19 protein-coding genes are annotated in these 23,266 nt (G+C 65.7%); 11 read left to right on the top strand and 8 right to left on the bottom strand.

The annotated features are described in order from the left end of the window. Nucleotides 1-28 precede the first annotated feature (28 nt). The gene (locus tag CUJ89_RS14080; RefSeq protein ID WP_114177847.1) at nucleotides 29-253 is read right to left on the bottom strand and encodes a hypothetical protein; all 225 of its coding nucleotides are present in this window, start codon (nucleotides 251-253) and stop codon (nucleotides 29-31) included. A gap of 669 nt (nucleotides 254-922) precedes the next feature. Here CUJ89_RS14080 and CUJ89_RS14075 point away from each other — a divergent pair. Next, the gene (locus CUJ89_RS14075) at nucleotides 923-2,539 is read left to right on the top strand and encodes a multicopper oxidase family protein (protein ID WP_114177846.1); all 1,617 of its coding nucleotides are present in this window, start codon (nucleotides 923-925) and stop codon (nucleotides 2,537-2,539) included. 182 nt (nucleotides 2,540-2,721) lie between these two features. Here CUJ89_RS14075 and CUJ89_RS14070 read toward each other — a convergent pair whose 3' ends face one another. Further along, nucleotides 2,722-2,925 (bottom strand): cold-shock protein, encoded by a 204-nt coding sequence (locus CUJ89_RS14070; protein WP_006478030.1) that lies wholly within the window; start codon nucleotides 2,923-2,925, stop codon nucleotides 2,722-2,724. A gap of 543 nt (nucleotides 2,926-3,468) precedes the next feature. Between CUJ89_RS14070 and clpS the strand changes: the two genes are divergently transcribed. The 4 genes from clpS to CUJ89_RS14045 all read left to right on the top strand — a co-directional run bounded on the left by clpS (nucleotide 3,469) and on the right by CUJ89_RS14045 (nucleotide 8,489). Continuing rightward, nucleotides 3,469-3,783 carry an ATP-dependent Clp protease adapter ClpS gene (clpS, locus tag CUJ89_RS14060; protein WP_114177844.1) on the top strand — a complete coding sequence of 105 codons (315 nt, stop codon included), beginning with the start codon at nucleotides 3,469-3,471 and terminating at the stop codon, nucleotides 3,781-3,783. Beyond that, the gene (gene clpA / locus CUJ89_RS14055; protein ID WP_114177843.1) at nucleotides 3,780-6,080 is read left to right on the top strand and encodes an ATP-dependent Clp protease ATP-binding subunit ClpA; all 2,301 of its coding nucleotides are present in this window, start codon (nucleotides 3,780-3,782) and stop codon (nucleotides 6,078-6,080) included. The genes clpS and clpA overlap by 4 nt, the downstream gene beginning before the upstream one ends. A 103-nt stretch (nucleotides 6,081-6,183) precedes the next feature. Continuing rightward, nucleotides 6,184-7,563: an amino acid permease gene (locus tag CUJ89_RS14050; protein WP_114178617.1), complete on the top strand. Its 1,380-nt coding sequence runs from the start codon at nucleotides 6,184-6,186 to the stop codon at nucleotides 7,561-7,563. A 155-nt stretch (nucleotides 7,564-7,718) separates the two neighbouring features. Further along, nucleotides 7,719-8,489, top strand: a complete 771-nt coding sequence (locus CUJ89_RS14045) for a hypothetical protein (protein WP_114177842.1) — start codon at nucleotides 7,719-7,721, stop codon at nucleotides 8,487-8,489. Nucleotides 8,490-8,540: 51 nt separating this feature from the next. Here the strand turns inward: CUJ89_RS14045 and dut are convergent, their stop codons facing one another. From dut to CUJ89_RS14020, 5 genes are all read right to left on the bottom strand, one after another. Next, the gene (gene dut / locus CUJ89_RS14040) at nucleotides 8,541-8,987 is read right to left on the bottom strand and encodes a dUTP diphosphatase (protein ID WP_114177841.1); all 447 of its coding nucleotides are present in this window, start codon (nucleotides 8,985-8,987) and stop codon (nucleotides 8,541-8,543) included. Between the two features lie 55 nt (nucleotides 8,988-9,042). Beyond that, nucleotides 9,043-10,254, bottom strand: coding sequence for a bifunctional phosphopantothenoylcysteine decarboxylase/phosphopantothenate--cysteine ligase CoaBC (coaBC, locus tag CUJ89_RS14035; protein ID WP_114177840.1), 1,212 nt, complete (start codon nucleotides 10,252-10,254; stop codon nucleotides 9,043-9,045). Nucleotides 10,255-10,321: 67 nt separating this feature from the next. Continuing rightward, nucleotides 10,322-10,822: a signal peptidase II gene (lspA, locus tag CUJ89_RS14030; RefSeq protein ID WP_114177839.1), complete on the bottom strand. Its 501-nt coding sequence runs from the start codon at nucleotides 10,820-10,822 to the stop codon at nucleotides 10,322-10,324. 2 nt (nucleotides 10,823-10,824) lie between these two features. Then, nucleotides 10,825-13,662, bottom strand: coding sequence for an isoleucine--tRNA ligase (ileS, locus tag CUJ89_RS14025; protein ID WP_114177838.1), 2,838 nt, complete (start codon nucleotides 13,660-13,662; stop codon nucleotides 10,825-10,827). 101 nt (nucleotides 13,663-13,763) lie between these two features. Next, nucleotides 13,764-14,756, bottom strand: coding sequence for a bifunctional riboflavin kinase/FAD synthetase (locus tag CUJ89_RS14020; protein WP_114177837.1), 993 nt, complete (start codon nucleotides 14,754-14,756; stop codon nucleotides 13,764-13,766). Between the two features lie 122 nt (nucleotides 14,757-14,878). On the opposite strand from CUJ89_RS14020, the gene purN reads away from it, so the two are divergent. From purN to nadC, 6 genes are all read left to right on the top strand, one after another. Then, nucleotides 14,879-15,541 carry a phosphoribosylglycinamide formyltransferase gene (purN, locus tag CUJ89_RS14015; RefSeq protein ID WP_114177836.1) on the top strand — a complete coding sequence of 221 codons (663 nt, stop codon included), beginning with the start codon at nucleotides 14,879-14,881 and terminating at the stop codon, nucleotides 15,539-15,541. After that, nucleotides 15,538-16,800, top strand: a complete 1,263-nt coding sequence (locus CUJ89_RS14010) for an RsmB/NOP family class I SAM-dependent RNA methyltransferase (RefSeq protein ID WP_114177835.1) — start codon at nucleotides 15,538-15,540, stop codon at nucleotides 16,798-16,800. The genes purN and CUJ89_RS14010 overlap by 4 nt, the downstream gene beginning before the upstream one ends. An 18-nt stretch (nucleotides 16,801-16,818) precedes the next feature. Beyond that, a complete protein-coding gene (locus CUJ89_RS14005) occupies nucleotides 16,819-18,201 on the top strand; it encodes a mechanosensitive ion channel family protein (RefSeq protein ID WP_114177834.1) in 1,383 nt (460 codons plus the stop codon). A gap of 220 nt (nucleotides 18,202-18,421) precedes the next feature. Further along, a complete protein-coding gene (locus CUJ89_RS14000; RefSeq protein ID WP_114177833.1) occupies nucleotides 18,422-19,618 on the top strand; it encodes an acyl-CoA desaturase in 1,197 nt (398 codons plus the stop codon). Between the two features lie 258 nt (nucleotides 19,619-19,876). After that, nucleotides 19,877-21,013 carry a quinolinate synthase NadA gene (nadA, locus tag CUJ89_RS13995; RefSeq protein WP_114178616.1) on the top strand — a complete coding sequence of 379 codons (1,137 nt, stop codon included), beginning with the start codon at nucleotides 19,877-19,879 and terminating at the stop codon, nucleotides 21,011-21,013. Nucleotides 21,014-21,096: 83 nt separating this feature from the next. Continuing rightward, nucleotides 21,097-21,978 (top strand): carboxylating nicotinate-nucleotide diphosphorylase, encoded by an 882-nt coding sequence (nadC, locus tag CUJ89_RS13990; protein ID WP_114177832.1) that lies wholly within the window; start codon nucleotides 21,097-21,099, stop codon nucleotides 21,976-21,978. 64 nt (nucleotides 21,979-22,042) lie between these two features. Here nadC and CUJ89_RS13985 read toward each other — a convergent pair whose 3' ends face one another. Then, nucleotides 22,043-23,263: an ISL3 family transposase gene (locus CUJ89_RS13985; protein WP_114177831.1), complete on the bottom strand. Its 1,221-nt coding sequence runs from the start codon at nucleotides 23,261-23,263 to the stop codon at nucleotides 22,043-22,045. Nucleotides 23,264-23,266: the final 3 nt, after the last annotated feature.

The following is a 23,266-nucleotide window of genomic DNA, read 5'->3' as shown; positions in this document are numbered from 1 at the left end:
GGGGCGTTTTTCGTTGCAGGCGTGCCATTCAGACGTGAACGATTTCCCACTCGGCGATTTCGTCCGGCACTTCGAGCGTCGCCGTGTCCATTTCGGACAGGTGCGGGCAGTCGCCGCGGGAGATGTGGTCGGCCGCGACTTCGGGGCACGAGAATGCGCCGAGCACGGCGTTGCCGAACGTCGCTTCCCAGCCGCCGTTACCCGGCAGGATGTAGAACGACCCGAGCGCTGAACCAAAGCGAAATCCCTTCATTTCCGTTCTCCCTTTCTGATCACAAGCGATTCTGTTGTGCCGCCCGCCGGCTCGGCCGGCTGTGGCCCGACTGGCTGCTTGCGCCGGGTTCCGTATCGAACGTCGTGGCGAAGCGTCAGTGCATGGAACAAAGTCTACGTCCGCGACCCGATCGGATGGTGCGCGTAGAAGCGCTTCTCGAAACAAAAATTCATGTTTAAAAACAAAGTGTTATTTATTACGTTTTGTATTGCGGAACGTTTTTCGGCATCGCGAAACGGGAAATTTGTGCCCTGCACCACGAATTTTTATAACGCAGAGACTTGTTCCGCATCGTGAAATATTCGCGGATTCGCGGATCGATGACGCGACGAGCGCCAATGCGGGGCCGAACGGCAGGCGCCAGGCATCGGCCGGCAGCTGCAAAGGGAGCGGATGAGTGCTGGCCGTGGTCGCCGGCGAAGGGCCGCGCAACGCCGATCGGCGATGCCGGTCGATGCGCGTCGAATCCGGCCGGCAGCGCCGCCCTGCGGCGTATCGCCGCCCGACCGGAGGCGACGCTTTTCGATATGGGCCTGCGGTTATGATGACGCGGGCATCAGGTTTCGCGTCGCGCATCGGCGTTCCAGCCGGCCGGCGCGAGCGTCGCGGCTGTCGCGCGACGCAGCAATGGATAACGAGGAACGATTGATGTTACGGAGAACCTTCCTGTCGCGCGCTATCGGTGTCGCGGCCGCAGCGCTGTTCGCGCGCACCGCGTGGGCGCAGCATGCAGGCATGGCCGGCATGGCCGGCATGGCCGGCATGGACCAGATGGACGACATGCCCGGCATGTCGGGCATGTCAGGGATGTCGGGTCGCGGGCAGCACGGCCAGCCCGCGCCGGCCGTGCTCGCGGCCGCCGATGCGCTGCCGGCCGGCGCACCGCTCGCGGCGCTGCGTACGCTCGCGAACGAAAGCCGCGAGCCCGGCACGTTCCGGGCCACGCTGGTGGCGCAGCCCGTGGCGCGCCCGATGCTGCACGGGGCGCGGCCGACCACGTTCTGGCAGTTCGGCGCGGGCACGCAGGGCCCCGTCGTCGGTCCGCTGATCGACGTGCGCGAGGGCGACACGGTCGAGATCAGGTTCGTGAACAAGCTGCCGCAGCCGTCGACGATCCACTGGCACGGCCTGCCCGTGCCGCCCGACCAGGACGGCAATCCGTCCGATCCGGTCGCGCCCGGTGCGTCGCGTGTGTACCGCTTCACGCTGCCGAAGGGGAGCGCCGGCACCTACTGGTACCACCCGCATCCGCACATGATGACGGCCGAGCAGGTCTTTCGCGGGCTGGCCGGCCCGTTCATCGTGCGCGCCGCGGACGATCCGCTCGCCGGCTGGCCCGAGCGCAACCTGTTCGTGTCGGACCTGAAGCTCGCGCGCGACGGCACGATTGCGCCGAACGACATGATGGACTGGATGAACGGCCGCGAGGGCCAGTTCGTGCTGGTCAACGGCGCGCGCGGGCCGCGGATCGACGTCGCGGGCGACGAACGCTGGCGCGTGTGGAACGCATGCAGCGCGCGCTACCTGCGCGTCGCGTTCGACGACGGTCGCGGGTTCGAGCACGCGGGCACCGATGGCGGGCTGTTCGACGCGCCGCGCCGCGTCACGTCGCTGCTGATCGCGCCGGGCGAGCGTGCGGAGCTGCTGGTGCGCGCCGGCGATCGCGCGTCGCGCGCGGTGCTGCAGGCGGCCGAATACGACCGCCGCAAGATGGCGATGTCGCATGACGACGGTCACGGCAGCCTGCCGCCCGATCCGGCGCTGGCCCTGGCCGACGTTGCGTTCGCGCCGGCCGGCGCACGTGCGCTGCCGGCGACGCTGCGCGCGGTGCCGGCGCTGGGCGAACCCGTCGCGCACAAGGAGGTGGCGTTCGGCGAAGAGATGGACATGGAGGCGATGATGAAGGGCGCGGCGCACGGCCGCCCGGCCGGCATGCGCTTTACGATCAACGGCGAGACCTACGCGCCGCACCGCGCGACGCTGACGAGCCGCCGCGGCGACATCGAGCGCTGGACGATCCGCAATGCCACCGACATGGATCACCCGTTCCACCTGCACGGCACGCAGTTCCAGGTGATCGAGCGTGCGTCGGACGGCTCGCGCACGAGCGAACCGTTCCGCGCATGGCGCGATACCGTGAACGTGCGCAGCGGCGAAACCGTGACGATTCTCGTCAGGCAAGACATGTCCGGCGAGCGCATGTTTCATTGCCACATTCTCGAACACGAGGATCTCGGCATGATGGGCACGCTGAAGGTCGTGTAACGAAGAGGCGAATCTGTTTCACGTGCCGGACCAGTATTCGATCTGCGTGCGTGACAAGACAATGCATGTTCAATTATCGGGATTGAACGAAAAGGCCGGCCAATCGATTATCGATTGGCCGGCCTCAAAAAAAAGAAACCCGGCGCATTGCGCCGGGTTTCTTCGTCCGATATCCGATGCCTTTATGCGGCCTGGATGTTCGACGCTTGCTTGCCCTTCGGTCCTTGAACGACGTCAAAGCTCACCTTCTGGCCTTCCTTCAACGTCTTGAAGCCATTCATGGTGATAGCCGAGAAGTGCGCAAACAGATCTTCACCGCCCTCGTCGGGAGTGATGAAACCGAAGCCCTTCGCGTCGTTGAACCACTTAACGATACCAGTTGCCATTCCTACTTCCCCTGTCACACAGTCGCTGCTACTTACCACGAGCACGCTCGAAAAGCTAAACGACCGGAAAATGCAGCCGTTCCCCCCTCACAAGCTCACCTCGGCCTCTTTCAATTCGCCAACCGGCCAATTTAAAAAGTGCCAGCTTGATTGTTGGCGCTCTTTATTGGAGTGTCAAGTGGAATTTTTAGACGGATAGAGGGCCGTTGTAAAGAACCCATTTTCAGGGTTTTTCCGGCTTTGCTTTGCAGCATGCGGCCAAGCGCGGGGACTTGAAAAGCCGCATAATCGGCTCATATACCAGGCTCGAGTGACACGCGTTCGAGTCGTCCCGGCTTGTGGGATACTGGATGCGGATACGACGTTCCGGTGCGATTCCCCCTGACGGTTCGTGTTCCGCGCCACGCGTGAAAGCCGGCACCGCAGCCGGCTTTCGTATGGCGCGAAGACGATCGCGTGTTCCGGGATTCCGGGGAGGGCGCCGGCCGGTCGGTCGGGTAATGGCAGGATTGCGGGCCTGTCCGAGTTGTTTAGAATGGGTGTATGGCGATTATCCCGGACAAGCAGGACAGTACCGTCCTGGAACGCAAGCAGCAGAAGCTCAAACCGCCTTCAATGTACAAGGTGGTGCTGCTGAACGACGACTTCACGCCTATGGAATTCGTCGTGATGGTCGTCCAGGAGTATTTCAAGAAGGATCGCGAGACGGCCACGCAGATCATGCTGCAGGTCCACCGCGAAGGGCGAGGAGTTTGTGGGGTCTATACGCGGGACATCGCGTCGACCAAGGTTGAGCAAGTCGTTACCCATGCGCGGCAGGCCGGGCATCCGCTGCAGTGCGTGATGGAGGAAGCATGATTGCCCAGGAATTGGAAGTCAGCCTGCACATGGCGTTCATGGAAGCACGTCAGGCGCGCCATGAGTTCATTACGGTCGAGCATCTGCTGCTGGCCCTGCTGGATAATCCCACGGCAGCCGAGGTGTTGCGCGCGTGCGCGGCAAACATCGAGGACCTGCGTCAGAACCTGCGCAATTTCATCCACGACAACACACCTACCGTCCCGGGTACCGACGATGTCGATACCCAGCCGACGCTCGGTTTCCAGCGCGTGATCCAGCGCGCGATCATGCACGTCCAGTCGACGTCGAACGGCAAGAAGGAAGTCACCGGCGCGAACGTGCTGGTCGCGATCTTCGGCGAGAAGGATTCGCACGCGGTGTATTACCTGCAGCAGCAGGGCGTCACGCGCCTCGACGTCGTGAACTTCATTTCGCACGGCATCGCGAAGACGAACAACGGCGAAGCCGCGAAGTCGACCGACGCGAACGCGGAAAGCGAAGACGCGAATGCGCAGAAGGAAACGCCGCTCGCGCAGTTCACGCAGAACCTGAACCAGATGGCGAAGGACGGCCGCATCGATCCGCTGATCGGTCGCGAGCCCGAGGTCGAGCGCGTCGTGCAGGTGCTGTGCCGTCGCCGCAAGAACAATCCGCTGCTGGTCGGCGAAGCCGGTGTCGGCAAGACCGCGATCGCGGAAGGCCTGGCCTACCGCATTACGCGCGGCGAGGTGCCCGACATTCTCGCGAACGCGCAGGTCTACTCGCTCGACATGGGCGCGCTGCTCGCGGGCACCAAGTATCGCGGCGATTTCGAGCAGCGCCTGAAGACGGTGCTGAAGGAATTGAAGGAGCGCCCGCACGCGATCCTGTTCATCGACGAGATCCATACGCTGATCGGCGCGGGCGCCGCGTCGGGCGGCACGCTCGATGCGTCGAACCTGCTGAAGCCGGCGCTGTCGTCGGGCACCCTCAAGTGCATTGGCGCGACCACCTTCACCGAGTATCGCGGCATCTTCGAGAAGGATGCGGCGCTGTCGCGGCGCTTCCAGAAGGTCGACGTGACGGAGCCGACCGTCGAGCAGACGGTCGCGATCCTGCGCGGGCTGAAGTCGCGCTTCGAGGAGCACCACGGCGTCAAGTATTCGTCGGGCGCGCTGTCGGCCGCAGCCGAACTGTCGGCGCGCTTCATCACCGACCGTCACCTGCCGGACAAGGCGATCGACGTGATCGACGAGGCGGGCGCCGCGCAGCGCATCCTGCCGAAGTCGAAGCAGAAGAAGACGATCGGCAAGAGCGAGATCGAGGAAATCATCTCGAAGATCGCGCGCGTGCCGCCGCAGAGCGTGTCGCAGGACGATCGCAGCAAGCTGCAGACGCTCGACCGCGACCTGAAGAGCGTCGTGTTCGGCCAGGATCCGGCGATCGACGCGCTCGCCGCATCGATCAAGATGGCGCGCGCGGGCCTCGGCAAGATGGACCGGCCGATCGGCTCGTTCCTGTTCTCCGGTCCGACGGGCGTCGGCAAGACCGAAGTGGCGCGCCAGCTCGCGTTCACGCTCGGCATCGAGCTGATCCGCTTCGACATGTCGGAATACATGGAGCGTCACGCGGTGAGCCGCCTGATCGGCGCGCCGCCGGGCTACGTCGGGTTCGACCAGGGCGGCCTGCTGACCGAAGCCGTCACGAAGAAGCCGCATTGCGTGCTGTTGCTCGACGAAATCGAGAAGGCGCATCCGGACATCTACAACGTGCTGCTGCAGGTGATGGACCACGGCACGCTGACCGACAACAACGGCCGCAAGGCGGATTTCCGCAACGTCATCATCATCATGACGACGAACGCGGGCGCCGAGTCGATGCAGAAGGCGACGATCGGCTTCACGACGCGCCGCGAGACGGGCGACGAGATGACCGACATCAAGCGTCTGTTCACGCCGGAGTTCCGCAACCGTCTGGACTCGATCATCAGCTTCCGCTCGCTCGATGAGGAAATCATCATGCGCGTGGTCGACAAGTTCCTGATCCAGCTCGAGGAACAGCTGCACGAGAAGAAGGTCGACGCGCTCTTTACCGACGCGTTGCGCAAGCATCTCGCGAAGCACGGCTTCGACCCGCTGATGGGCGCGCGGCCGATGCAGCGGCTGATCCAGGACACGATCCGTCGCGCGCTGGCTGACGAACTGCTGTTCGGCAAGCTCGTCAACGGCGGTCACGTGACGGTCGACGTCGACGAAAGCGACAAGGTGCAGCTGTCATTCGACAAGCTGGCGAATCCGCCGCACAAGCCGAACGAAGAGACGGTCGAAGTCGAGTAAGCGATAATTCGTTGTTCATGCGAACGGCGCGGGAAGTTCTCCGCGCCGTTTCGTTTTATCTGGCGCCGGCGGCGCGACGGTGGTGCAGGGGAGTGGCAACGCAGTGACACAACAACAACGGTCGTTCGACAGCATCGTCGCGCGCGAACAAGGGCTGCGCCACGCGCTGACGTCGGGGCAGATGGCGATGATCGCGATCGGCGGTGCGATCGGTACGGGGCTGTTCCTCGGCAGCGGGTTCGCGATCGGGCTCGCCGGCCCGAGCGTACTTGTCTCGTATGCGATCGGCGCGCTGATCGCACTGCTGCTGATGGGCGCGCTCGCGGAAATGACCGTCGCGCATCCGACGGCCGGCTCGTTCGGCGCGTATGCCGAACACTACGTCGGCCCGCTAGCAGGCTTTCTGGTGCGCTATGCGTACTGGTTCGCGGTCGTGTTCGCGATCGGCACCGAGATCAGCGCGATCGCCGTATTCATGAAGTACTGGTTTCCGGCCGTGCCCGGCTGGTACTGGGTGATCGGCTTCTCCGCGCTGCTGATCGCCGTGAACCTCGCGAGCGTCACGCTGTACGGCTCGGTCGAATACGCGTTCTCGCTGCTGAAGATCGCGGCGATCGTCGTGTTCATCGTGCTCGGCGCGTATCTCGTGTGGTCGGCGCCGGCCGCATCGGGCATCGGTTTCGCGAACTACACCGTGCACGGCGGCTTCATGCCGAAGGGGCCATGGGGCACCTGGGTCGCGGTGATCGTCGCGATCTTCAGCTACATGAGCATCGAGGCCGTCGCGATCGCGGCCGGCGAGGCGCGCGATCCGCAGCACGCGGTCACGCGTGCGTTTCGCTCGACGGTGTTCCGGCTCGTGCTGTTCTACCTGCTGACGCTGTCGCTGATGCTCGCGATCGTGCCGTGGACGCAGGCCGGCACCGACGAAAGCCCGTTCGTGAAGGTGATGGCCGCGACGCACGTGCCGTATGCGGCAGGCGTGATCAACTTCGTGCTGCTGGTCGCGGCGCTGTCGGCGATGAACAGCCAGCTCTACGTGACGACACGGATGATGTTCAGCCTGTCGCGCGCGCGGCTCGCGCCCGCGGCGTTCGGCCGGCTCGGCACGAACGGCGTGCCGCGCGCGGCGCTTTGGATCTCGACGAGCGGTGTCGCGGTAGCGGCCGTGCTGGTCGCGCTGGCGCCCGACACGGCGTTCACCGTGATGATGGCGATCGCGATGTTCGGCGCGCTGCTCACGTGGATGATGATCTTCGTCACGCACCTGCGCTTCCGTTCGCAGTATCGCGGCCCCGCGCTCGCGTTTCGGATGTGGGGGCACCCGTTCGGCAGCCTGCTCGGTGCGGGGCTCGTCGCGGCGATCCTGATCACGACCGCGTTCACGCGCGAATTCCGGATGACGATGGTGGTCGGCGTCGTGTTCGTCGTGCTGCTGACGCTCGCGTACGCGCTGCATTACCGGCACGAACACGCACGCTGACGGCGCCGGTGCGGCCGCTCACGGCTGCGCCCGCCGGCCACGCCGTTCTTCACGTTCGCTAAGGTTCCGTTAAGCCGGCGACGACTACATTCGATCCTGTCTGCAATGCGGGCCGGCATGCGTCGGCATGCCGCTTTCCTGCAAAAGGGGTTCGAATGAACAAACTTCCCGAAATTACGCTCGCGTTCTGGATCATGAAGATCTGCGCGACCACGCTCGGCGAAACTGGCGGCGACCTGCTGTCGATGACGCTGAACGTCGGCTACGCGGTGAGCTCGATCCTGCTGTTCGGCTTCTTTCTCGTGACGCTGGGCGCGCAGCTCAAGACGACGCGTTATCACCCGGCAATCTACTGGGCCGTAATCGTCGCGACGAGCACGGCCGGCACGACGATGTCCGACTTCATGGACCGCACGCTCGGCCTCGGCTATGCGGCCGGCTCGTCGATCCTGGTCGCCATCCTGCTGGCGATTTTCGCGGTATGGCGGCTGTCGGGCGAATCGCTGTCGGTCGACCTGATTCGCACGCGCAAGGTCGAGTTGCTGTACTGGATCGCGATCCTGTTCTCGAACACGCTCGGCACCGCGCTCGGCGACTTCCTCGCGGACAGCTCGGGGCTCGGCTTCGGCGGCGGCGCGCTGCTGATCGGCGGGCTGCTGGCGGTGATCGTGCTCGCGCACTACTTCACGCGGATCTCCGGCGTGCTGCTGTTCTGGGCCGCGTTCGTGCTCACGCGTCCGTTCGGCGCAACGGTCGGCGACCTGCTGACGAAGCCGCTCGCCAAGGGCGGCCTTGCGCTCGGTACGGTCGGCTCGTCGGCCGTGCTGCTCGGCGTGCTGGTCGCGCTGGTGATCTATGCGAGCATCGCGCAGGCGCGGCGGCGCGAACTGGTGCCCGCGCGGATCGCGCAGCCGGTAGGCGAATGACGGCGAACGGAAAAAGAAAAGGGCCGCGAGGCCCTTTTTTCCTGATGCCGCTCAGTGGCGGCCGGTGCTGCCGAAGCCGCCTTCGCCGCGATCGCTTTCGGCGAAGTCGCCGACGATGTTGAACTGCGCCTGCACGACCGGCACGATCACGAGTTGCGCGAGCCGTTCGAACGGATTCAGCACGAACTCGGCCTGGCCGCGGTTCCACGTCGAGACCATCAGCTGGCCCTGGTAGTCGGAGTCGATCAGGCCGACGAGGTTGCCGAGCACGATCCCGTGCTTATGGCCGAGGCCCGAGCGCGGCAGGATCAGCGCCGCATAGCCGGGATCGGCGAGATGGATCGCGAGGCCGGTCGGCACGAGCGTCGTTTCGCCCGGCTGCAGCGTGACCGGCGCGTCGAGGCACGCGCGCAGGTCGAGGCCCGCGCTGCCGGTGGTTGCGTAGGCGGGCAGGTAGTCGCGCATGCGCGCGTCGAGAATCTTCAGATCGAGTTTCATGCGGTCGTCGAATCGGTCGGGAAGGGCGTGGCAGTGATGGCCGCCGCGCGGGAGATCAGATCAGGCGGTTGTCGGGCAGGCGCTTCGCGATTTCCGCGACGAGCGCATGCGCGAGTTCGTCCTTCGGTGCGCGCGGCAGGCGCGTGAGGCCGGCGGCCTCGAACAGCACGACTTCGTTGTCGTCGCGGCCGAACGTCAGCGGGCCGAGGTTGCCGACGAGCAGCGGCACGTTCTTGCGTTTGCGCTTCTCGTCGCCGTGCACGTCGAGGTCGCCGCTTTCGGCCGCGAACCCGACGCAGAACGGCGGATCGGGCAGCGCCGCGACCGACGCGAGGATATCGGGGTTCTCGACGAACGCGAGCGCCGGCATCTTGCGGTCGGCCGTCTTCTTCATCTTGTGCTCGGCCGGCTGATCGACGCGCCAGTCGGCGACCGCGGCCACCGCGATGAAGATGTCGGCATCGGCGACAGCCTGCATCACCGCGTCGTACATCTGCTGCGCGGTATGCACGTCCTGGCGGTAAACGCCCCACGGCGTGTCGAGCGCCACCGGCCCCGCGACGAGATGCACGTCGGCGCCGGCCTGCTGCGCGGCGCGTGCGAGCGCGAAACCCATCTTGCCGCTCGAGCGGTTCGTGAGGCCGCGCACGGGGTCGAGCGGTTCGAACGTCGGGCCGGCCGTGATCAGCACGCGCCGGTGCGCGAGCACCTTCGGCGCGAAGTGCGCGACGATCGCTTCATAGATCGCCTCGGGCTCGAGCATGCGGCCGTCGCCGACTTCGCCGCACGCCTGCGCGCCCGAATCGGGGCCGAGCACCGACACGCCGTCCGCGCGCAGTTGCGCGGCGTTGCGCTGCGTGGCCGGGTTCTGCCACATCTGGCGGTTCATCGCGGGGACGACGAGCAGCGGACAGTCGCGCGCGACGCACAGGGTCGACAGCAGGTCGTCCGCGAACCCGTGTGCGAGCTTCGCGAGGAAATCCGTCGACGCGGGCGCGATCACGATCGCGTCGGCTTCGCGCGACAGGTCGATGTGCGCCATGTTGTTGTCGATGCGCGCGTCCCACTGGCTCGTATAGACGGGCCGGCCCGACAGCGCCTGCATCGTGACGGGCGTGATGAACTGGGTGGCGGCTTCGGTCATCGCGACCTGCACGGTCGCACCGGCCTTCGTGAGCAGCCGAGTGAGCTCGGCGATCTTGTAGCAGGCGATGCCGCCCGTCAGGCCGAGAACGAGGTGTTTTCCTGCGAGTTCTGCGTGTGCCAACTCAGGCCTCCAAGGGGCGAACAGGACGGCCGGCGCGGGGCCGGCCGTCGACGCCGAGTATGCGCGCTTAGCGCGAGCCGCGCACGCGACGCAGTTCGTCGTAGATCAGCAGCACCGCGCCGACCGTGATTGCGGAATCGGCGAGGTTGAACGCAGGGAAGTGCCAGGCGCCGAGGTGGAAATCGAGGAAGTCGATCACGTGACCGTAGACCAGCCGGTCGATCACGTTGCCGAGCGCGCCGCCGAGGATCAGCGCGAGCGACAGGCTGAACAGCCGCTGTTGGCCGTGACGGCGCAGCAGGAAGCAGATCACCAGCGTCGCGCCGATCCCGAGCGCGGTGAACGCCCAGCGCTGCCAGCCGCTCGCGGTCGACAGGAAGCCGAACGCGGCGCCGCGGTTGTACACCAGCACGAGGTTGAAGAATGGCGTCAGTGCGTGCTGCGCGCCATACGCGAACGTTTTCAGGACCGCGATCTTCGACAGCTGGTCGAACAGGATCACGATCAGCGAAATACCGAGCCAGGGCGCGAGCGCGCCGCTGGCCGGTTTCGACAGGGTTTTCGCCATATTTAAGCAGCGCTCCGGATTTCGCCGTTTTCAAACAGGTTGGAGAAGCAGCGGCCGCACAGCGTCGGATGATCGGCGTGCGCGCCGACATCGTCGCGGTAGTGCCAGCAGCGTTCGCACTTCTGGTACTTCGACGCGGCCACGTCGACGCTTTCCTGCGCTTCGTCGTCGACCTTGACGACCGTCGCGGCCGACGTGATCAGCACGAATTTCAGGTCTTCGCCGAGGCTCGCGAGCGCGTCGTAACGCGCGCCGCTCGCGTGCACGGCGACTTCGGCCTGCAGCGACGAACCGATGCGGTTCGCGGTGCGCGCTTCCTCGAGCGCCTTCGTCACGTTGCCGCGCACGTCGCGCAGCAGTGCCCACTTCTCGATCAGCGCGGCCGCGCCGGCGACTTCCGGATACGCGTAGTACGTTTCCGTGAAAATCGTTTCGCTGGCCGGCTGGAACACCTTCCATGCTTCTTCCGCCGTGAACGACAGGAACGGCGCGAGCACGCGCAGCAGGCCGTGCGTCAGGTGGTACAGCGCCGTCTGCGCGGAGCGGCGGGCGCGCGAATCGGCCGCGCTCGTGTACAGGCGGTCCTTCAGCACGTCGAGGTAGAAGCCGCCGAGATCTTCCGAGCAGTACGTCTGCAGCTTCGCGACGACCGGGTGGAATTCGTACTTTTCGTAGTGGCCGAGCAGTTCCGTCTGCAGTTGCTCGGAGAAGGCAACCGCATAGCGATCGATCTCGAGCCATTCGTCGACGGGCACCGCGTGCTGCGCGAAGTCGAAATCCGACAGGTTCGCGAGCAGGAAGCGCAGCGTGTTGCGGATGCGGCGATAGCCTTCGGTCACGCGCTTCAGGATTTCCTCGGAGATCGCGAGCTCGCCCGAATAGTCGGTCGATGCGATCCACAGGCGGATGATTTCCGCGCCGAGGCGGTTTGCGACTTCATGCGGGTCGACGCCGTTGCCGAGCGACTTGCTCATCTTGCGGCCTTCGCCGTCGACCGTGAAGCCGTGCGTGAGCAGGCCCTTGTACGGCGCGCAGCCGTCGATCATCGATGCGGTCAGCAGCGACGAGTGGAACCAGCCGCGATGCTGGTCCGAGCCTTCGAGGTACAGGTCGGCCGGGAACTGCAGCTGATCCTTGTGCGAGCCGCGCAGCACGTGCCAGTGCGTCGTGCCCGAGTCGAACCACACGTCGAGCGTGTCGCGGTTCTTTTCGTACAGGTTCGCGTCGTCGCCGATCAGCTCGCGCGGGTCGAGCGTCTGCCATGCCTCGATGCCCGACTGCTCGACGCGCTTCGCGACTTCCTCGAGCAGTTCGAGCGTGCGCGGGTGCAGCTCGCCGGTTTCCTTGTGCACGAAGAACGCCATCGGCACGCCCCATTGGCGCTGGCGCGACAGCGTCCAGTCGGGGCGGTTCGCGATCATGCTGAACAGGCGCTGCTTGCCCCACGACGGGTAGAACGCGGTCGCGTCGACGCCTTCGAGCGCCGCTTCGCGCAGCGTCTTGCCGCCGTCGCGCGGCGTCACGTCCATGCCCGCGAACCACTGCGACGTCGCGCGGTAGATGATCGGCGTCTTGTGGCGCCAGCAGTGCATGTAGCTGTGCGTGTACTTCTCGCTGCGCAGCAGCGAGCCGGCTGCGTTCAGCGCTTCGACGATCTTCGGGTTCGCATCCCAGATCGACAGGCCGCCGAACAGCGGCAGCGATTCGATATAGCGGCCGTCGCCCATCACCGGGTTGATGAAGTCCGAATCGGTCATCCCGTGCGCCTTGCAGGACATGAAGTCCTCGATGCCGTACGCGGGCGACGAGTGCACGACGCCGGTACCCGTGTCGGTCGTCACGTAGTCGCCGAGGTAGACAGGCGCGGTGCGCTTGTAGCCGGGGTGGGCCGATGCGAGCGGGTGGTGGAAGCGCAGGTTCGCGAGCTTCACGCCGGGCGCGGTCGCGACGACGCGGCCCGTCAGCTTGAATTCTTCCATGCACGCGGCGACGCGCTCTTCCGCGATGATCAGCAACCCGCGCTCGGTGTCGACCAGCGCGTAGACGATTTCCGGATGGAGGTTCAGCGCCTGGTTCGCCGGAATCGTCCACGGCGTGGTGGTCCAGATCACGATGCCGCCCTCGGCGCGCGGCAGTGCCGGCAGGTCGAACGCCTGCGCGGTCTTTTCCGGTTCCGCGAACGCGAACATCACGTCGATCGTCGGATCGGTGCGGTCCTTGTATTCGACTTCCGCTTCCGCGAGCGCCGAACCGCAGTCGAAGCACCAGTTCACCGGCTTCAGCCCACGATACACATAACCCTTCTCGATGATCTTGCCGAGCGCGCGGATCTCCTCCGCCTCGTTGACGAAGTTCATCGTCTTGTACGGGTTGGCCCAGTCGCCGAGTACGCCGAGGCGCTTGAAGCCGACCTTCTGCTTCTCGATCTGCTCGGTCGCGTACGCGCGCGCCTTGCTCATCACTTCGGCCGCCGGCAGCGACTTGCCGAACTGTTTCTCGATCTGGATCTCGATCGGCATCCCGTGGCAATCCCAGCCCGGCACGTACGGCGCGTCGAAGCCGGCCATGTTGCGCGACTTGACGACGATGTCCTTCAGGATCTTGTTGACGGCGTGGCCGAGGTGGATGTCGCCGTTCGCATACGGCGGGCCGTCGTGCAGGATGAACTTCGGCCGGCCGCTGCTGGCCGCGCGGATCTTGTCGTAGATGCCGCGCTCTTCCCATTCCTTGACCCACTGCGGCTCGCGCTTGGGCAGGTCGCCGCGCATCGGGAACGGCGTGTCGAGCAGGTTGACCGGATACTTGGCCTGCGGTTTCGAATCGGCTTTCTTGTTGCTCATGATGGGATCGCTATCAAATCGGGGGACGCTCGTGCGTCGTGAATCGGGTATGCGCGCGAGTGAGCGGCGCGAGGGCGCGGCGCGGGGCGCCGCCGTCCGGATCAGCTAATTCGGTCGGTTGCCGACGTCGAGAAGCCCGTTGCGCGGCTGCCCGGCGCACGGTCGCGCTCGATGAAATACGCGCGCGCATTCGCGACGTCCAGTGCGATCGCGCGCGACAGGGCCTCGAGATCGTCGAATTTCGCTTCGTCGCGCAGCTTCTTCAGGAATTCGACACGGACGAGCTTGCCGTACGCATCGCCGTGCCAGTCGAGCAGGTGGACTTCGAGCAGCACACGGCCCGAATCGTCGACGGTCGGGCGCAGGCCGAGGCTCGCGACGCCCGGCAGCGGGGCGGGGCCGAGGCCGTGCACCTGCACGACGAAGATGCCCATGAGCGCCGGCCGCTTGTGCGCGATCGGCAGGTTCAGCGTCGGGAAGCCGAGGTCGCGGCCGAGCTTGAGCCCGTGCGCGACGTGGCCGCTGATCGCATAGCCGTGGCCGAGCGCCTGCGCGGCCGCGTCGAGATCGCCGGCCGCGAGCGCGGTGCGCACGCCCGAGCTGGAGATGCGCGTGCCGTCGCTGCCGGCCACCGTGCCCATCTGCTCGACCTCGAAGCCGTACTGCTCGCCGGCTGCCTTCAGCGTGTCGAAGGTGCCCGCGCGCTTCGCGCCGTAGCAGAAATCGTCGCCGACCATCATCCAGCGCGTGTGCAGCCCGCCGACGAGCGTGCGCTCGACGAATGCCTGCGGCGACTGGCTCGCGAACGTGTGGTTGAAGTGCTCGACGACGACGCGATCGACGCCGTGATCGCGCAGCGCCTCGAGCTTGTCGCGCAGCATCGCGATGCGCGGCGGCGCGCCGGCCGGGTTGAAGAATTCGCGCGGGTGCGGCTCGAAAGTCATCACGCACACGGGCAGGCCGCGCGCGTCCGCTGCCGCGCGCACGCGCGCGAGCAAGGCCTGGTGGCCGCGATGGACACCATCGAAGTTGCCGATCGTCAGCGCGCACGGGGCGCGGCTTTCGGCGTTGGGCAGGCCGCGGAAGACTTTCACGATAGCGGATGCAGCGTCGGGGAATGGGCGGTGGGATGCCGCAAAGCAGAAGATTATAAACGTTCGGGCGGGCCGGCGGCCGAGAAGGCGGGAAACGCGGGGGCGAATGGTAAAATTCGCGGATGAAAAAACTCGTGATCCTGATTTCCGGTCGCGGCAGCAACATGGAGGCCATCGTACGCGCGTGCGCGCAGGAACGCTGGCCGGCCGAGGTTGCCGCCGTGATCGCCAACCGGCCCGATGCGGCCGGCCTGGCTTTTGCCGCGTCGCACGGGGTGGCGACGGCGGTGGTCGACCACCGGTCGTTCGACGGCCGCGACAGCTTCGATGCGGCGCTCGCCGCCGAAATCGACCGTTTCGCGCCCGATCTCGTCGTTCTCGCGGGCTTCATGCGCATTCTCACGCCGGCATTCGTCAGACAATATGAAGGCCGGCTGCTGAACGTCCATCCGTCGCTGCTGCCGAGCTTCAAGGGCATCCACACGCACCAGCAGGCGCTCGACGCGGGTGTCGCGCTGCATGGCGCGAGCGTGCACTTCGTCATCCCCGAGCTCGACAGCGGCGCGATCGTCGCGCAGGGCGCGGTGCCCGTGCGCGCGGGCGACGACGCGGCCGCGCTCGCGCAGCGCGTGCTGACGGTCGAGCATGTGCTGTATCCGCGCGCGGTGCGCTGGTTCGTCGAGGGGCGCTTGCGCCTCGAGAACGGCCGTGCAGTGGTGGCGCCGGAAGAGGCGCGCTGGATTTTCGCGGATCAACCGCATACCGAAACGAGTGAGGGCGTATGAAGCTGCACGGATTCCTGATCGGCCAGACCGAGACTTTGCTGGCCGAGGTGCTGAAGTTCGCCGGCCCCGCCGACGCGACGACGAGCCGGTTCTTCCGCGCGCACCCGAAGCTCGGGCATGCCGAGCGCGGCGTGATCGCCGAGGCGGTGTTCGCGGTGCTGCGCCGGAAGATGGAGTTTTCGCATCTTGCCGAAAGCGGCACGGGCACGCCTGCGCGGCGTCTCACGCTGCTCGGCCTGATGCAGACGATGGGCCGCAACGCGCTGAAGCCGTTCGTGTCGGCCGGCGAGGCCGCGTGGCTCGAGCATGTGTCGAAGATCGATCCGGCGAGCCTGCCCGTGCGCATTCGCACCAACCTGCCCGAGTGGATCCACCAGGCGCTGGCGACCCGCTTCGATGCCGATGAACTCGCGCAGCTCGCTGCCGCGCTCAACTATCCGGCGCCGCTCGATCTGCGCGCGAACGCGCTCAAGGCGAGCCGCGAGCAGGTGGTCGACGCGCTGCGCGCGAGCGGGATCGACGCCGGCGCGACGCCGTTCGCGCCGTACGGCGTGCGCGTCGTCGGCAAGCCGGCGCTCACGAAGCTCCCGCTGTTCATCGAAGGCCAGATCGAGGTGCAGGACGAAGGCAGCCAGCTGCTGTGCTCGCTGGTCGCGCCGCGCCGCGGCGAGATGATCGTCGATTTCTGCGCGGGCGCGGGCGGCAAGACGCTCGCGCTCGGCGCGATGATGCGCTCGACCGGGCGCCTCTATGCGTTCGACGTGTCGGAAAAGCGCCTCGCGAAGCTCAAGCCGCGCCTCGCGCGCAGCGGGCTGTCGAACGTGAATCCCGTGCTGATCGACAGCGAGCACGATGCGAAGATCAAGCGGCTCGCCGGCAAGATCGACCGCGTGCTGGTCGACGCGCCGTGCAGCGGCCTCGGCACGCTGCGCCGCAATCCCGACCTGAAATGGCGCCAGTCGCGCACGGCGATCGACGAACTGGCGCCGAAGCAGGCGTCGATCCTCGCGAGCGCCGCGCGCCTCGTGAAGAAGGGCGGCCGGCTCGTCTACGCGACCTGCAGCGTGCTCGACGCGGAGAACGAGAGCATCGTCGAACAGTTTCTGGCCGACCACCCCGAGTTCGTGCTGGTGCCTGCGCAGAAGGTGCTGGCTGACCAGCGCATCGAGCTCGAGATGGGCGACTACCTGTCGCTGTGGCCGCATCGTCACGCGACCGACGGCTTCTTCGCCGCGGTGCTCGAACGGCGGGCGCAGTAACGGCGGCCCGGACGGACGATGGAGAATCTGCAGAGCCGCCTGCTGTCGCACCGGCTGGCATCGGTGATTCGCGATTTCCACCAGCCGGTGATGATCTGGCAGGCGGCGATCCTCGTCGGCGCGCTGTGTTTCGCGTGGGTGGCCGCGCGCTTCGTGCACGGCCGGATCGATGCGCGCCGCCGGGCGGCCGGCCGCGCGCCCGGTGCGGGCGCACAAAGCCTGAAGCGCGCGTTGTTCCCGTTGTTCGGCGGCGTCTTCGCGGGTGTCGCGCAGTTCGCGTTCGACCCGTTCATGTCGACGTCGCTGCTGTCGCTCGCGCTTGTGCCGCTGTTCGGCATCGGGCTGATCTACGTGCTGTTCTTCTTCGCGCGGCGCGTGTTCGCCCGCGATGGCCACACGCATGCGTGGCTGTCGATCGTCGAGAAGATCGTGTCGACCGTCGTGTGGGCCGCGATGGTGCTGACCGTGCTCGGCATCCAGCGCGACGTGCTTGGCTGGCTCGACAGCGTGCAGTTCCGCGTCGCCAATGCGCACCTCACGCTGCTGTCGCTGATCTCCGGCGCGCTGTGGGTGTGCGTGACGCTGATGGTCGCGATGTGGCTCGGCTCGGTGCTCGAGGATCGCCTCGCGCGCGCGAGCACGCTCGACGGGAACCTGAAGGTCGTGCTGTCGCGGGTCGGCCGCGCGCTGCTCGTGTTCGCGGCGATCCTGATCGGGCTGTCGCTCGTCGGTATCGACGTGACGGTGCTCGGCGTGTTCGGCGGCGCGGTGGGCGTCGGCCTTGGTTTCGGGCTGCAGAAGATCGCAAGCAACTACGTGTCGGGCTTCATCATCCTGCTCGACCGCTCGCTGCGGCTCGGCGACGCGATCAGCGTCGGCGGGTTGCAAGGCGTCGTCACGCAGATCCGCACGCGTTATACGGTCGTGCGCGGCCTCGACGGCAACGAGACGCTGATCCCGAACGAGAAGCTGATCACCGACGTCGTGCAGAACCAGTCGTCGTACCTGACGCGCGGGTATGCGAAGGTCGCGGTGCAGGTCGCATACACGAGCGACGTCGAGCACGCGCTCGGGTTGCTCGCCGACGCCGCGAAGGGCGTGCCGCGGGTGCTGGCGGAGCCCGCACCGACTCCGTATCTCGTGAGTTTCGGCGCGGACGGGATCGACCTGGAGCTCGGCTTCTGGATCGAGGATTCGGCGAAAGGCACGTCGGGCGTGCGTTCGACCGTGAACCGCAACATCTGGCGGCTGTTCAGCGAGCACGGGATTTCGATTCCGTTTCCGCAGCGCGAAGTGCGCGTCGTCGGGTTGCCGGACGGCTTTCCCGCCGCCGGTGCCGTGGCCGCGCACGATCCGGCGGCCGGCAACGGCGCGGCGGACGGGCGCGCACCGGCTGCGTAGGGCGTGTCGGTCGTCAATCGTATCGACCCCGCGGTCGGAACCGGATCGGAAGCCTTTCCTGGTCCGCCCATGGACTGCTCTAATTGCGTCAGGGCAAGAAAATATTCATTTTTTACAAAGACTTGGAACGGTTGAAGTAAAATTCTGGTCTATCCGCGGTATGCTTTCATTTTTCTGACGTCTGCGCGGGCTGGCGTCGCTCTCATCACAGGTAACTGCCTTGTTGAATTCCCTGCTCGATTTTCTTTCCCACGGGCTCCTGCGTTTTTCGTGGTGGCAGGTCGCGCTGTTCGCGCTCGCCGTCACGCACGTCACGATCATCGGCGTGACGGTCTACCTGCACCGCTGCCAGGCGCACCGCGCGCTGGAGCTGCATCCGATCGCGAGCCACTTCTTCCGCTTCTGGCTGTGGATGACGACCGGCATGCTGACGGGGCAGTGGGCCGCGATTCACCGCAAGCACCATGCGAAGTGCGAAACCGAGGAAGATCCGCACAGCCCGCAGACGCGCGGCATCTGGAAGGTGTTCCTCGAGGGTGCCGAGCTGTACCGCGCGGAAGCAAAGAACGAAGAAACGATGCGCAAGTTCAGCCACGGTACGCCGAACGACTGGATGGAGCGCAACGTCTACACGAAGTACCCGATCCTCGGCATCAGCATGATGATGGTGATCGACGTCGCGCTGTTCGGCGTGCTCGGCCTGACCGTGTGGGCCGTGCAGATGGTCTGGATTCCGTTCTGGGCGGCTGGCGTCGTCAACGGCTTCGGTCACTTCTGGGGTTATCGCAACTTCAACTCGGCCGACGCGAGCACGAACCTGTTCCCGTGGGGCATCGTGATCGGCGGCGAAGAACTGCACAACAACCACCACACGTTCGCGACGTCGGCGAAGCTGTCGAACAAGTGGTACGAGTTCGACATCGGCTGGATGTACATCCGCATCATGTCGGCGTTCGGTCTCGCGAAGGTGAAGAAGGTCGCACCGACGCCGCGCCTGAACAAGCCGAAGATGGTGCTCGACCAGGAAACGCTGCAGGCCGTGCTGTCGAACCGCTACGAAGTGATGGCGCGCTACGGCAAGGCCGTGAAGCGTGCGTACCGTCAGGAGCTCGCGCACCTGAAGGAGCTAGGTTCGAGCGAGAAGTACCAGCTGATGCGCGGCGCGCGCAAGTGGTTCCACAAGGACGCCGAGGGCCTCGACGAGCCGCAGAAGAAGCTGCTGCCGGAAATCTTCGCGAACAGCCAGAAGCTGCACACGTACTTCCAGCTGCGCCAGGATCTCGCCGCAATCTGGGATCGCTCGACCGCGTCGCGCGAGCAGCTTCTCGCGCAATTGCAGGATTGGTGCCATCGCGCAGAACAAAGCGGCATCAAGTCGCTGCAGGAATTCGCGACGCGCCTGCGTCGCTACGCCTGATTCGAAATCGATTAGAATCTAAGGACGTCACAAACCCCGCGTTGGCGGGGTTTTTTCATTTGGGCCGCCGGTTTTCGAGGTGGCCGTCAACAGGGTTGAGCTTTGGATGGGACCGAAGCAAGCGCTGAAGTGCTAACTCTGGTCGACCGCAAAGCATGGGACCGAAGTAAGCGCTGAAGTGCTAACTCCGGTCGACCGCAAAGCATGGGACCAGAGTAAGTGCTAAAGCACTAACTCTGGTCGACAGGAGATATGGAGATGCAATCGACGATCAAACCCGTCGAGTACGACCGTCCGGTCGCGGCAGGCGCGGTCTGCGGTGTCGGACAGGCATGGGCAAAAGTACCCGATACGCCGTCCCCCGAGGAGCGCGCCGCGCTGAAGGCGCGCATCAAGGCGTTGCTCGTACGTGAAAAGGCCGTGCTGGTCGCGCACTACTACGTGGATGCCGAATTGCAGGAGCTGGCCGACGAAACGGGCGGTTGCGTCGCCGATTCGCTCGAAATGGCCCGCTTCGGCCGCGATCACGAAGCACAGACGCTGGTCGTCGCCGGCGTGCGCTTCATGGGTGAAACCGCGAAGATCCTGAGCCCGAACAAGCGGATCCTGATGCCCGATCTCGATGCGACCTGTTCGCTCGACCTCGGCTGCCCGGTCGACGAATTCTCGGCGTTCTGCGATGCGCATCCCGACCGCACCGTGGTCGTCTACGCGAACACCAGCGCGGCCGTCAAGGCGCGCGCGGACTGGATGGTCACGTCGTCGATCGGTCTCGAGATCGTTGCCGACCTGCACGCGCGCGGCGAGAAGATCATCTGGGCGCCCGATCGCCATCTCGGCAACTATATTCAGAAGAAAACCGGCGCGGACATGCTGCTCTGGCAGGGTTCGTGCCTCGTCCACGACGAGTTCAAGGGTATCGAACTCGATCTGCTGCGCGCCGAATATCCGGACGCGAAGGTGCTCGTCCATCCCGAATCGCCGGAAAACGTCGTTGCGCAGGCCGATGTCGTCGGCTCGACCACGCAGCTGATCGACGCGGCGGTCAAGTTCGACGCGACGCACTTCATCGTCGCGACCGATCTCGGGATCCTGCACAAGATGCAGCTCGCGGCGCCCGGCAAGACCTTCATCGCCGCGCCGACGGCCGGCAACAGCGCGACCTGCAAGAGCTGTGCGCACTGCCCGTGGATGGCAATGAACGGCCTGGCGAACCTCGCCGACGTGCTCGAACGCGGTCACAACGAGATCTTCGTCGATCCCGCGATCGGCGCGCGCGCGCGCTTGCCGATCGACCGGATGCTCGATTTCGCGGCCGCGCAGAAGAAGCGCGTGCAGGCGAGCGGCGATCTGCAGCGCGACCAGCAACTGTTTGCGAACGTGGGGGCGGCATAATGGACGGCCCCCAAGCTCACATTTGTTCGCAGCCCCCCGAGGGGGCGGCCGCCGTCCTTGGGGGCGGCCCGGCGGAAGGCGGCATGACGACCGCAGTATCCCCGCTGTTCGAGATCGTCCGCGAGCAATACGGCACGGCATTCGAAGACGCGATCGCGCGCAACGTTGCCGATGCGATCGCGGAAGACGTCGGCACCGGCGACCAGACCGGGCGGCTCGTGCCGGCCGGCGGGCGTCGCCGCGCGCGCATTATCGTGCGCGAGGAAGCCGTGCTGTGCGGCGTGCCGTGGTTCGAGGCCGTGATCGGCCGGATCGATCCGGCGATCGTCGTGCAATGGCGCTATCGCGAAGGCGACCGGATGTCGCCCGATTCGACCGTCTGCGAACTCGAAGGGCCGGCGCGCGCGCTGCTGACGGCCGAGCGCAACGGGCTGAACTTCCTGCAACTGCTGTCGGGCGTCGCGACCGCGACGCGCCGTTACGTTGATCGCGTCGAAGGCACGCGCGCGAAGATCCTCGATACGCGCAAGACGCTGCCGGGCCTGCGGCTCGCGCAGAAATACGCGGTGCGCGTCGGCGGCGGCGAGAACCAGCGTCTCGCGCTGTACGACGGCATCCTGATCAAGGAGAACCACATCGCAGCGGCGGGCGGCGTCGGCGAGGCGCTCGACGCGGCGTTCGCGCTGGATTCGGGCGTGCCCGTGCAGGTCGAGGTCGAGACGCTTGCGCAGCTCGACACGGCGCTCGCGCATCGCGCGCAGTCGGTGCTGCTCGACAACTTCACGCTCGACATGATGCGTGAAGCGGTGCGCGTGGCGGACGGCAAGGCCGTGCTCGAAGTGTCTGGCGGCGTCAATTTCGATACGGTGCGCGCGTTCGCGGAGACGGGCGTCGATCGCATCTCGATCGGCGCGCTGACGAAGGACGTGCGCGCAACGGACTATTCGATGCGGATCGTCGACTGACCGAGTGGCATGCGGTCAGACGAAAAAGCCGTTGGCGTGCAAACGCCAACGGCTTTTTTCTGGTTCATCGCGGATTACCGGGGAACGCGGCGCGGATTTTGAGGAAGAAGTATTCCTCGTCGCGGTACCCATAAGCCCGACGCTTGATGACCTTGATGGTGTTGTTGATGCCTTCGACGACGCTGGTATTGAGCGGATGACGGCAGCGAGTCACGATTCCGTGCCAGTAACCCTGCAAGCGCTGAGCGAACTTTTGCAGCGCGGCGATCCCGCTTTGCTGAGCCTGTTCGAACCATTGCCCCCAAGCCTTTTCCGCCCAGGCGGGCTTTCGGTAGAACCAGAGCCGTTTGAGTTCGTCGCGCAGCACGTAGACGCATAACAGCGACTGATTGGCGGCCAGCAGATCCTTCAGGTGCACGGCCTGTTCTGGTTTCAGGTTGTGACGGTTGCGCAGCAACAGCCAGCGGCTGGACTTCAGGACCTTGCGGGCCGGCTTGTCATGTCGTAGTTGATTGGCCTGATCCACTCGCACCCTGTCGATCACTTCGCGGCCGTACTTGGCCACGACGTGGTACAGGTCAAAGACGATTTCCGCTTGCGGGCACTGCTCCTTGATCTCCAGCTCATAGGCCGTGGTCATGTCGATCGCGACCGCTTCGATGCGCTCGGCAACGCCTTCGGGCAGTTGTTCGAAGAAGGTTCGAGCCGTTTCTCGTGAACGTCCGGGGCCGACCCAGAGCACCTGTCGGCCGATCGGATCAACTACCACCGTGGCGTAGCGATGGCCCTTATGCAGCGCGAATTCGTCCATTGCCAGATAGCGGATCGTCGACCAGTCCGGCTCGGCCACGCGAGCCCGCAAGCGCATCTTGTCGATCGATTTGACCGTGTGCCAGCCCAGGTCGTAGAAGGCTGCCACCGCCTGCACGCTGGCCGCTTGCAGCAGCTTCTCACAGGCCTTGGCGAACCGCTCCGTCACTCGCTGGTAGCGGCCCAGCCACGCCAGCTTCTCCAGCCTCGGGCCGCCGCAGTGTGCGCACCAGACCCGACGGCGGGGGACATGCAGCACGACTCGGTACTCGAACAGTGGCAGATCGCGCACTCGCCGAACCGTCGTCTCGTGGATTTGCTGGCAGCGCGCGCCGCACTGTTCGCAGTGCATGACCTTGCTGACTGGCTTCAGATGCAGCGACAGCGTATGGCCGTCTCCTTCCGGCCATTCCACCCGTTCCAACCGATAGCCGGTCCAGCAGCCCAGTGCCTGAAGCGCCTTGCGATCGAGCAATTC

The organism is Burkholderia pyrrocinia (genome assembly GCF_003330765.1).
GTDB lineage: Bacteria > Pseudomonadota > Gammaproteobacteria > Burkholderiales > Burkholderiaceae > Burkholderia > Burkholderia pyrrocinia_B.
This window is presented reverse-complemented; position numbering and strand designations above follow the sequence as displayed.

Excerpts from the sequence above, each read along its gene's own strand:
- lspA (WP_114177839.1), bottom strand. The coding sequence starts at position 10,822 with ATGGCGAAAACCCTGTCGAAACCGGCCAGCGGCGCGCTCGCGCCCTGG.
- clpS (WP_114177844.1), top strand. The coding sequence starts at position 3,469 with ATGGCGATTATCCCGGACAAGCAGGACAGTACCGTCCTGGAACGCAAG.
- purN (WP_114177836.1), top strand. The coding sequence starts at position 14,879 with ATGAAAAAACTCGTGATCCTGATTTCCGGTCGCGGCAGCAACATGGAG.
- nadA (WP_114178616.1), top strand. The coding sequence starts at position 19,877 with ATGCAATCGACGATCAAACCCGTCGAGTACGACCGTCCGGTCGCGGCA.
- nadC (WP_114177832.1), top strand. The coding sequence starts at position 21,097 with ATGACGACCGCAGTATCCCCGCTGTTCGAGATCGTCCGCGAGCAATAC.
- CUJ89_RS14075 (WP_114177846.1), top strand. The coding sequence starts at position 923 with ATGTTACGGAGAACCTTCCTGTCGCGCGCTATCGGTGTCGCGGCCGCA.
- CUJ89_RS14010 (WP_114177835.1), top strand. The coding sequence starts at position 15,538 with ATGAAGCTGCACGGATTCCTGATCGGCCAGACCGAGACTTTGCTGGCC.
- CUJ89_RS14070 (WP_006478030.1), bottom strand. The coding sequence starts at position 2,925 with ATGGCAACTGGTATCGTTAAGTGGTTCAACGACGCGAAGGGCTTCGGT.
- ileS (WP_114177838.1), bottom strand. The coding sequence starts at position 13,662 with ATGAGCAACAAGAAAGCCGATTCGAAACCGCAGGCCAAGTATCCGGTC.
- dut (WP_114177841.1), bottom strand. The coding sequence starts at position 8,987 with ATGAAACTCGATCTGAAGATTCTCGACGCGCGCATGCGCGACTACCTG.
- clpA (WP_114177843.1), top strand. The coding sequence starts at position 3,780 with ATGATTGCCCAGGAATTGGAAGTCAGCCTGCACATGGCGTTCATGGAA.
- CUJ89_RS14005 (WP_114177834.1), top strand. The coding sequence starts at position 16,819 with ATGGAGAATCTGCAGAGCCGCCTGCTGTCGCACCGGCTGGCATCGGTG.
- CUJ89_RS14045 (WP_114177842.1), top strand. The coding sequence starts at position 7,719 with ATGAACAAACTTCCCGAAATTACGCTCGCGTTCTGGATCATGAAGATC.
- CUJ89_RS14080 (WP_114177847.1), bottom strand. The coding sequence starts at position 253 with ATGAAGGGATTTCGCTTTGGTTCAGCGCTCGGGTCGTTCTACATCCTG.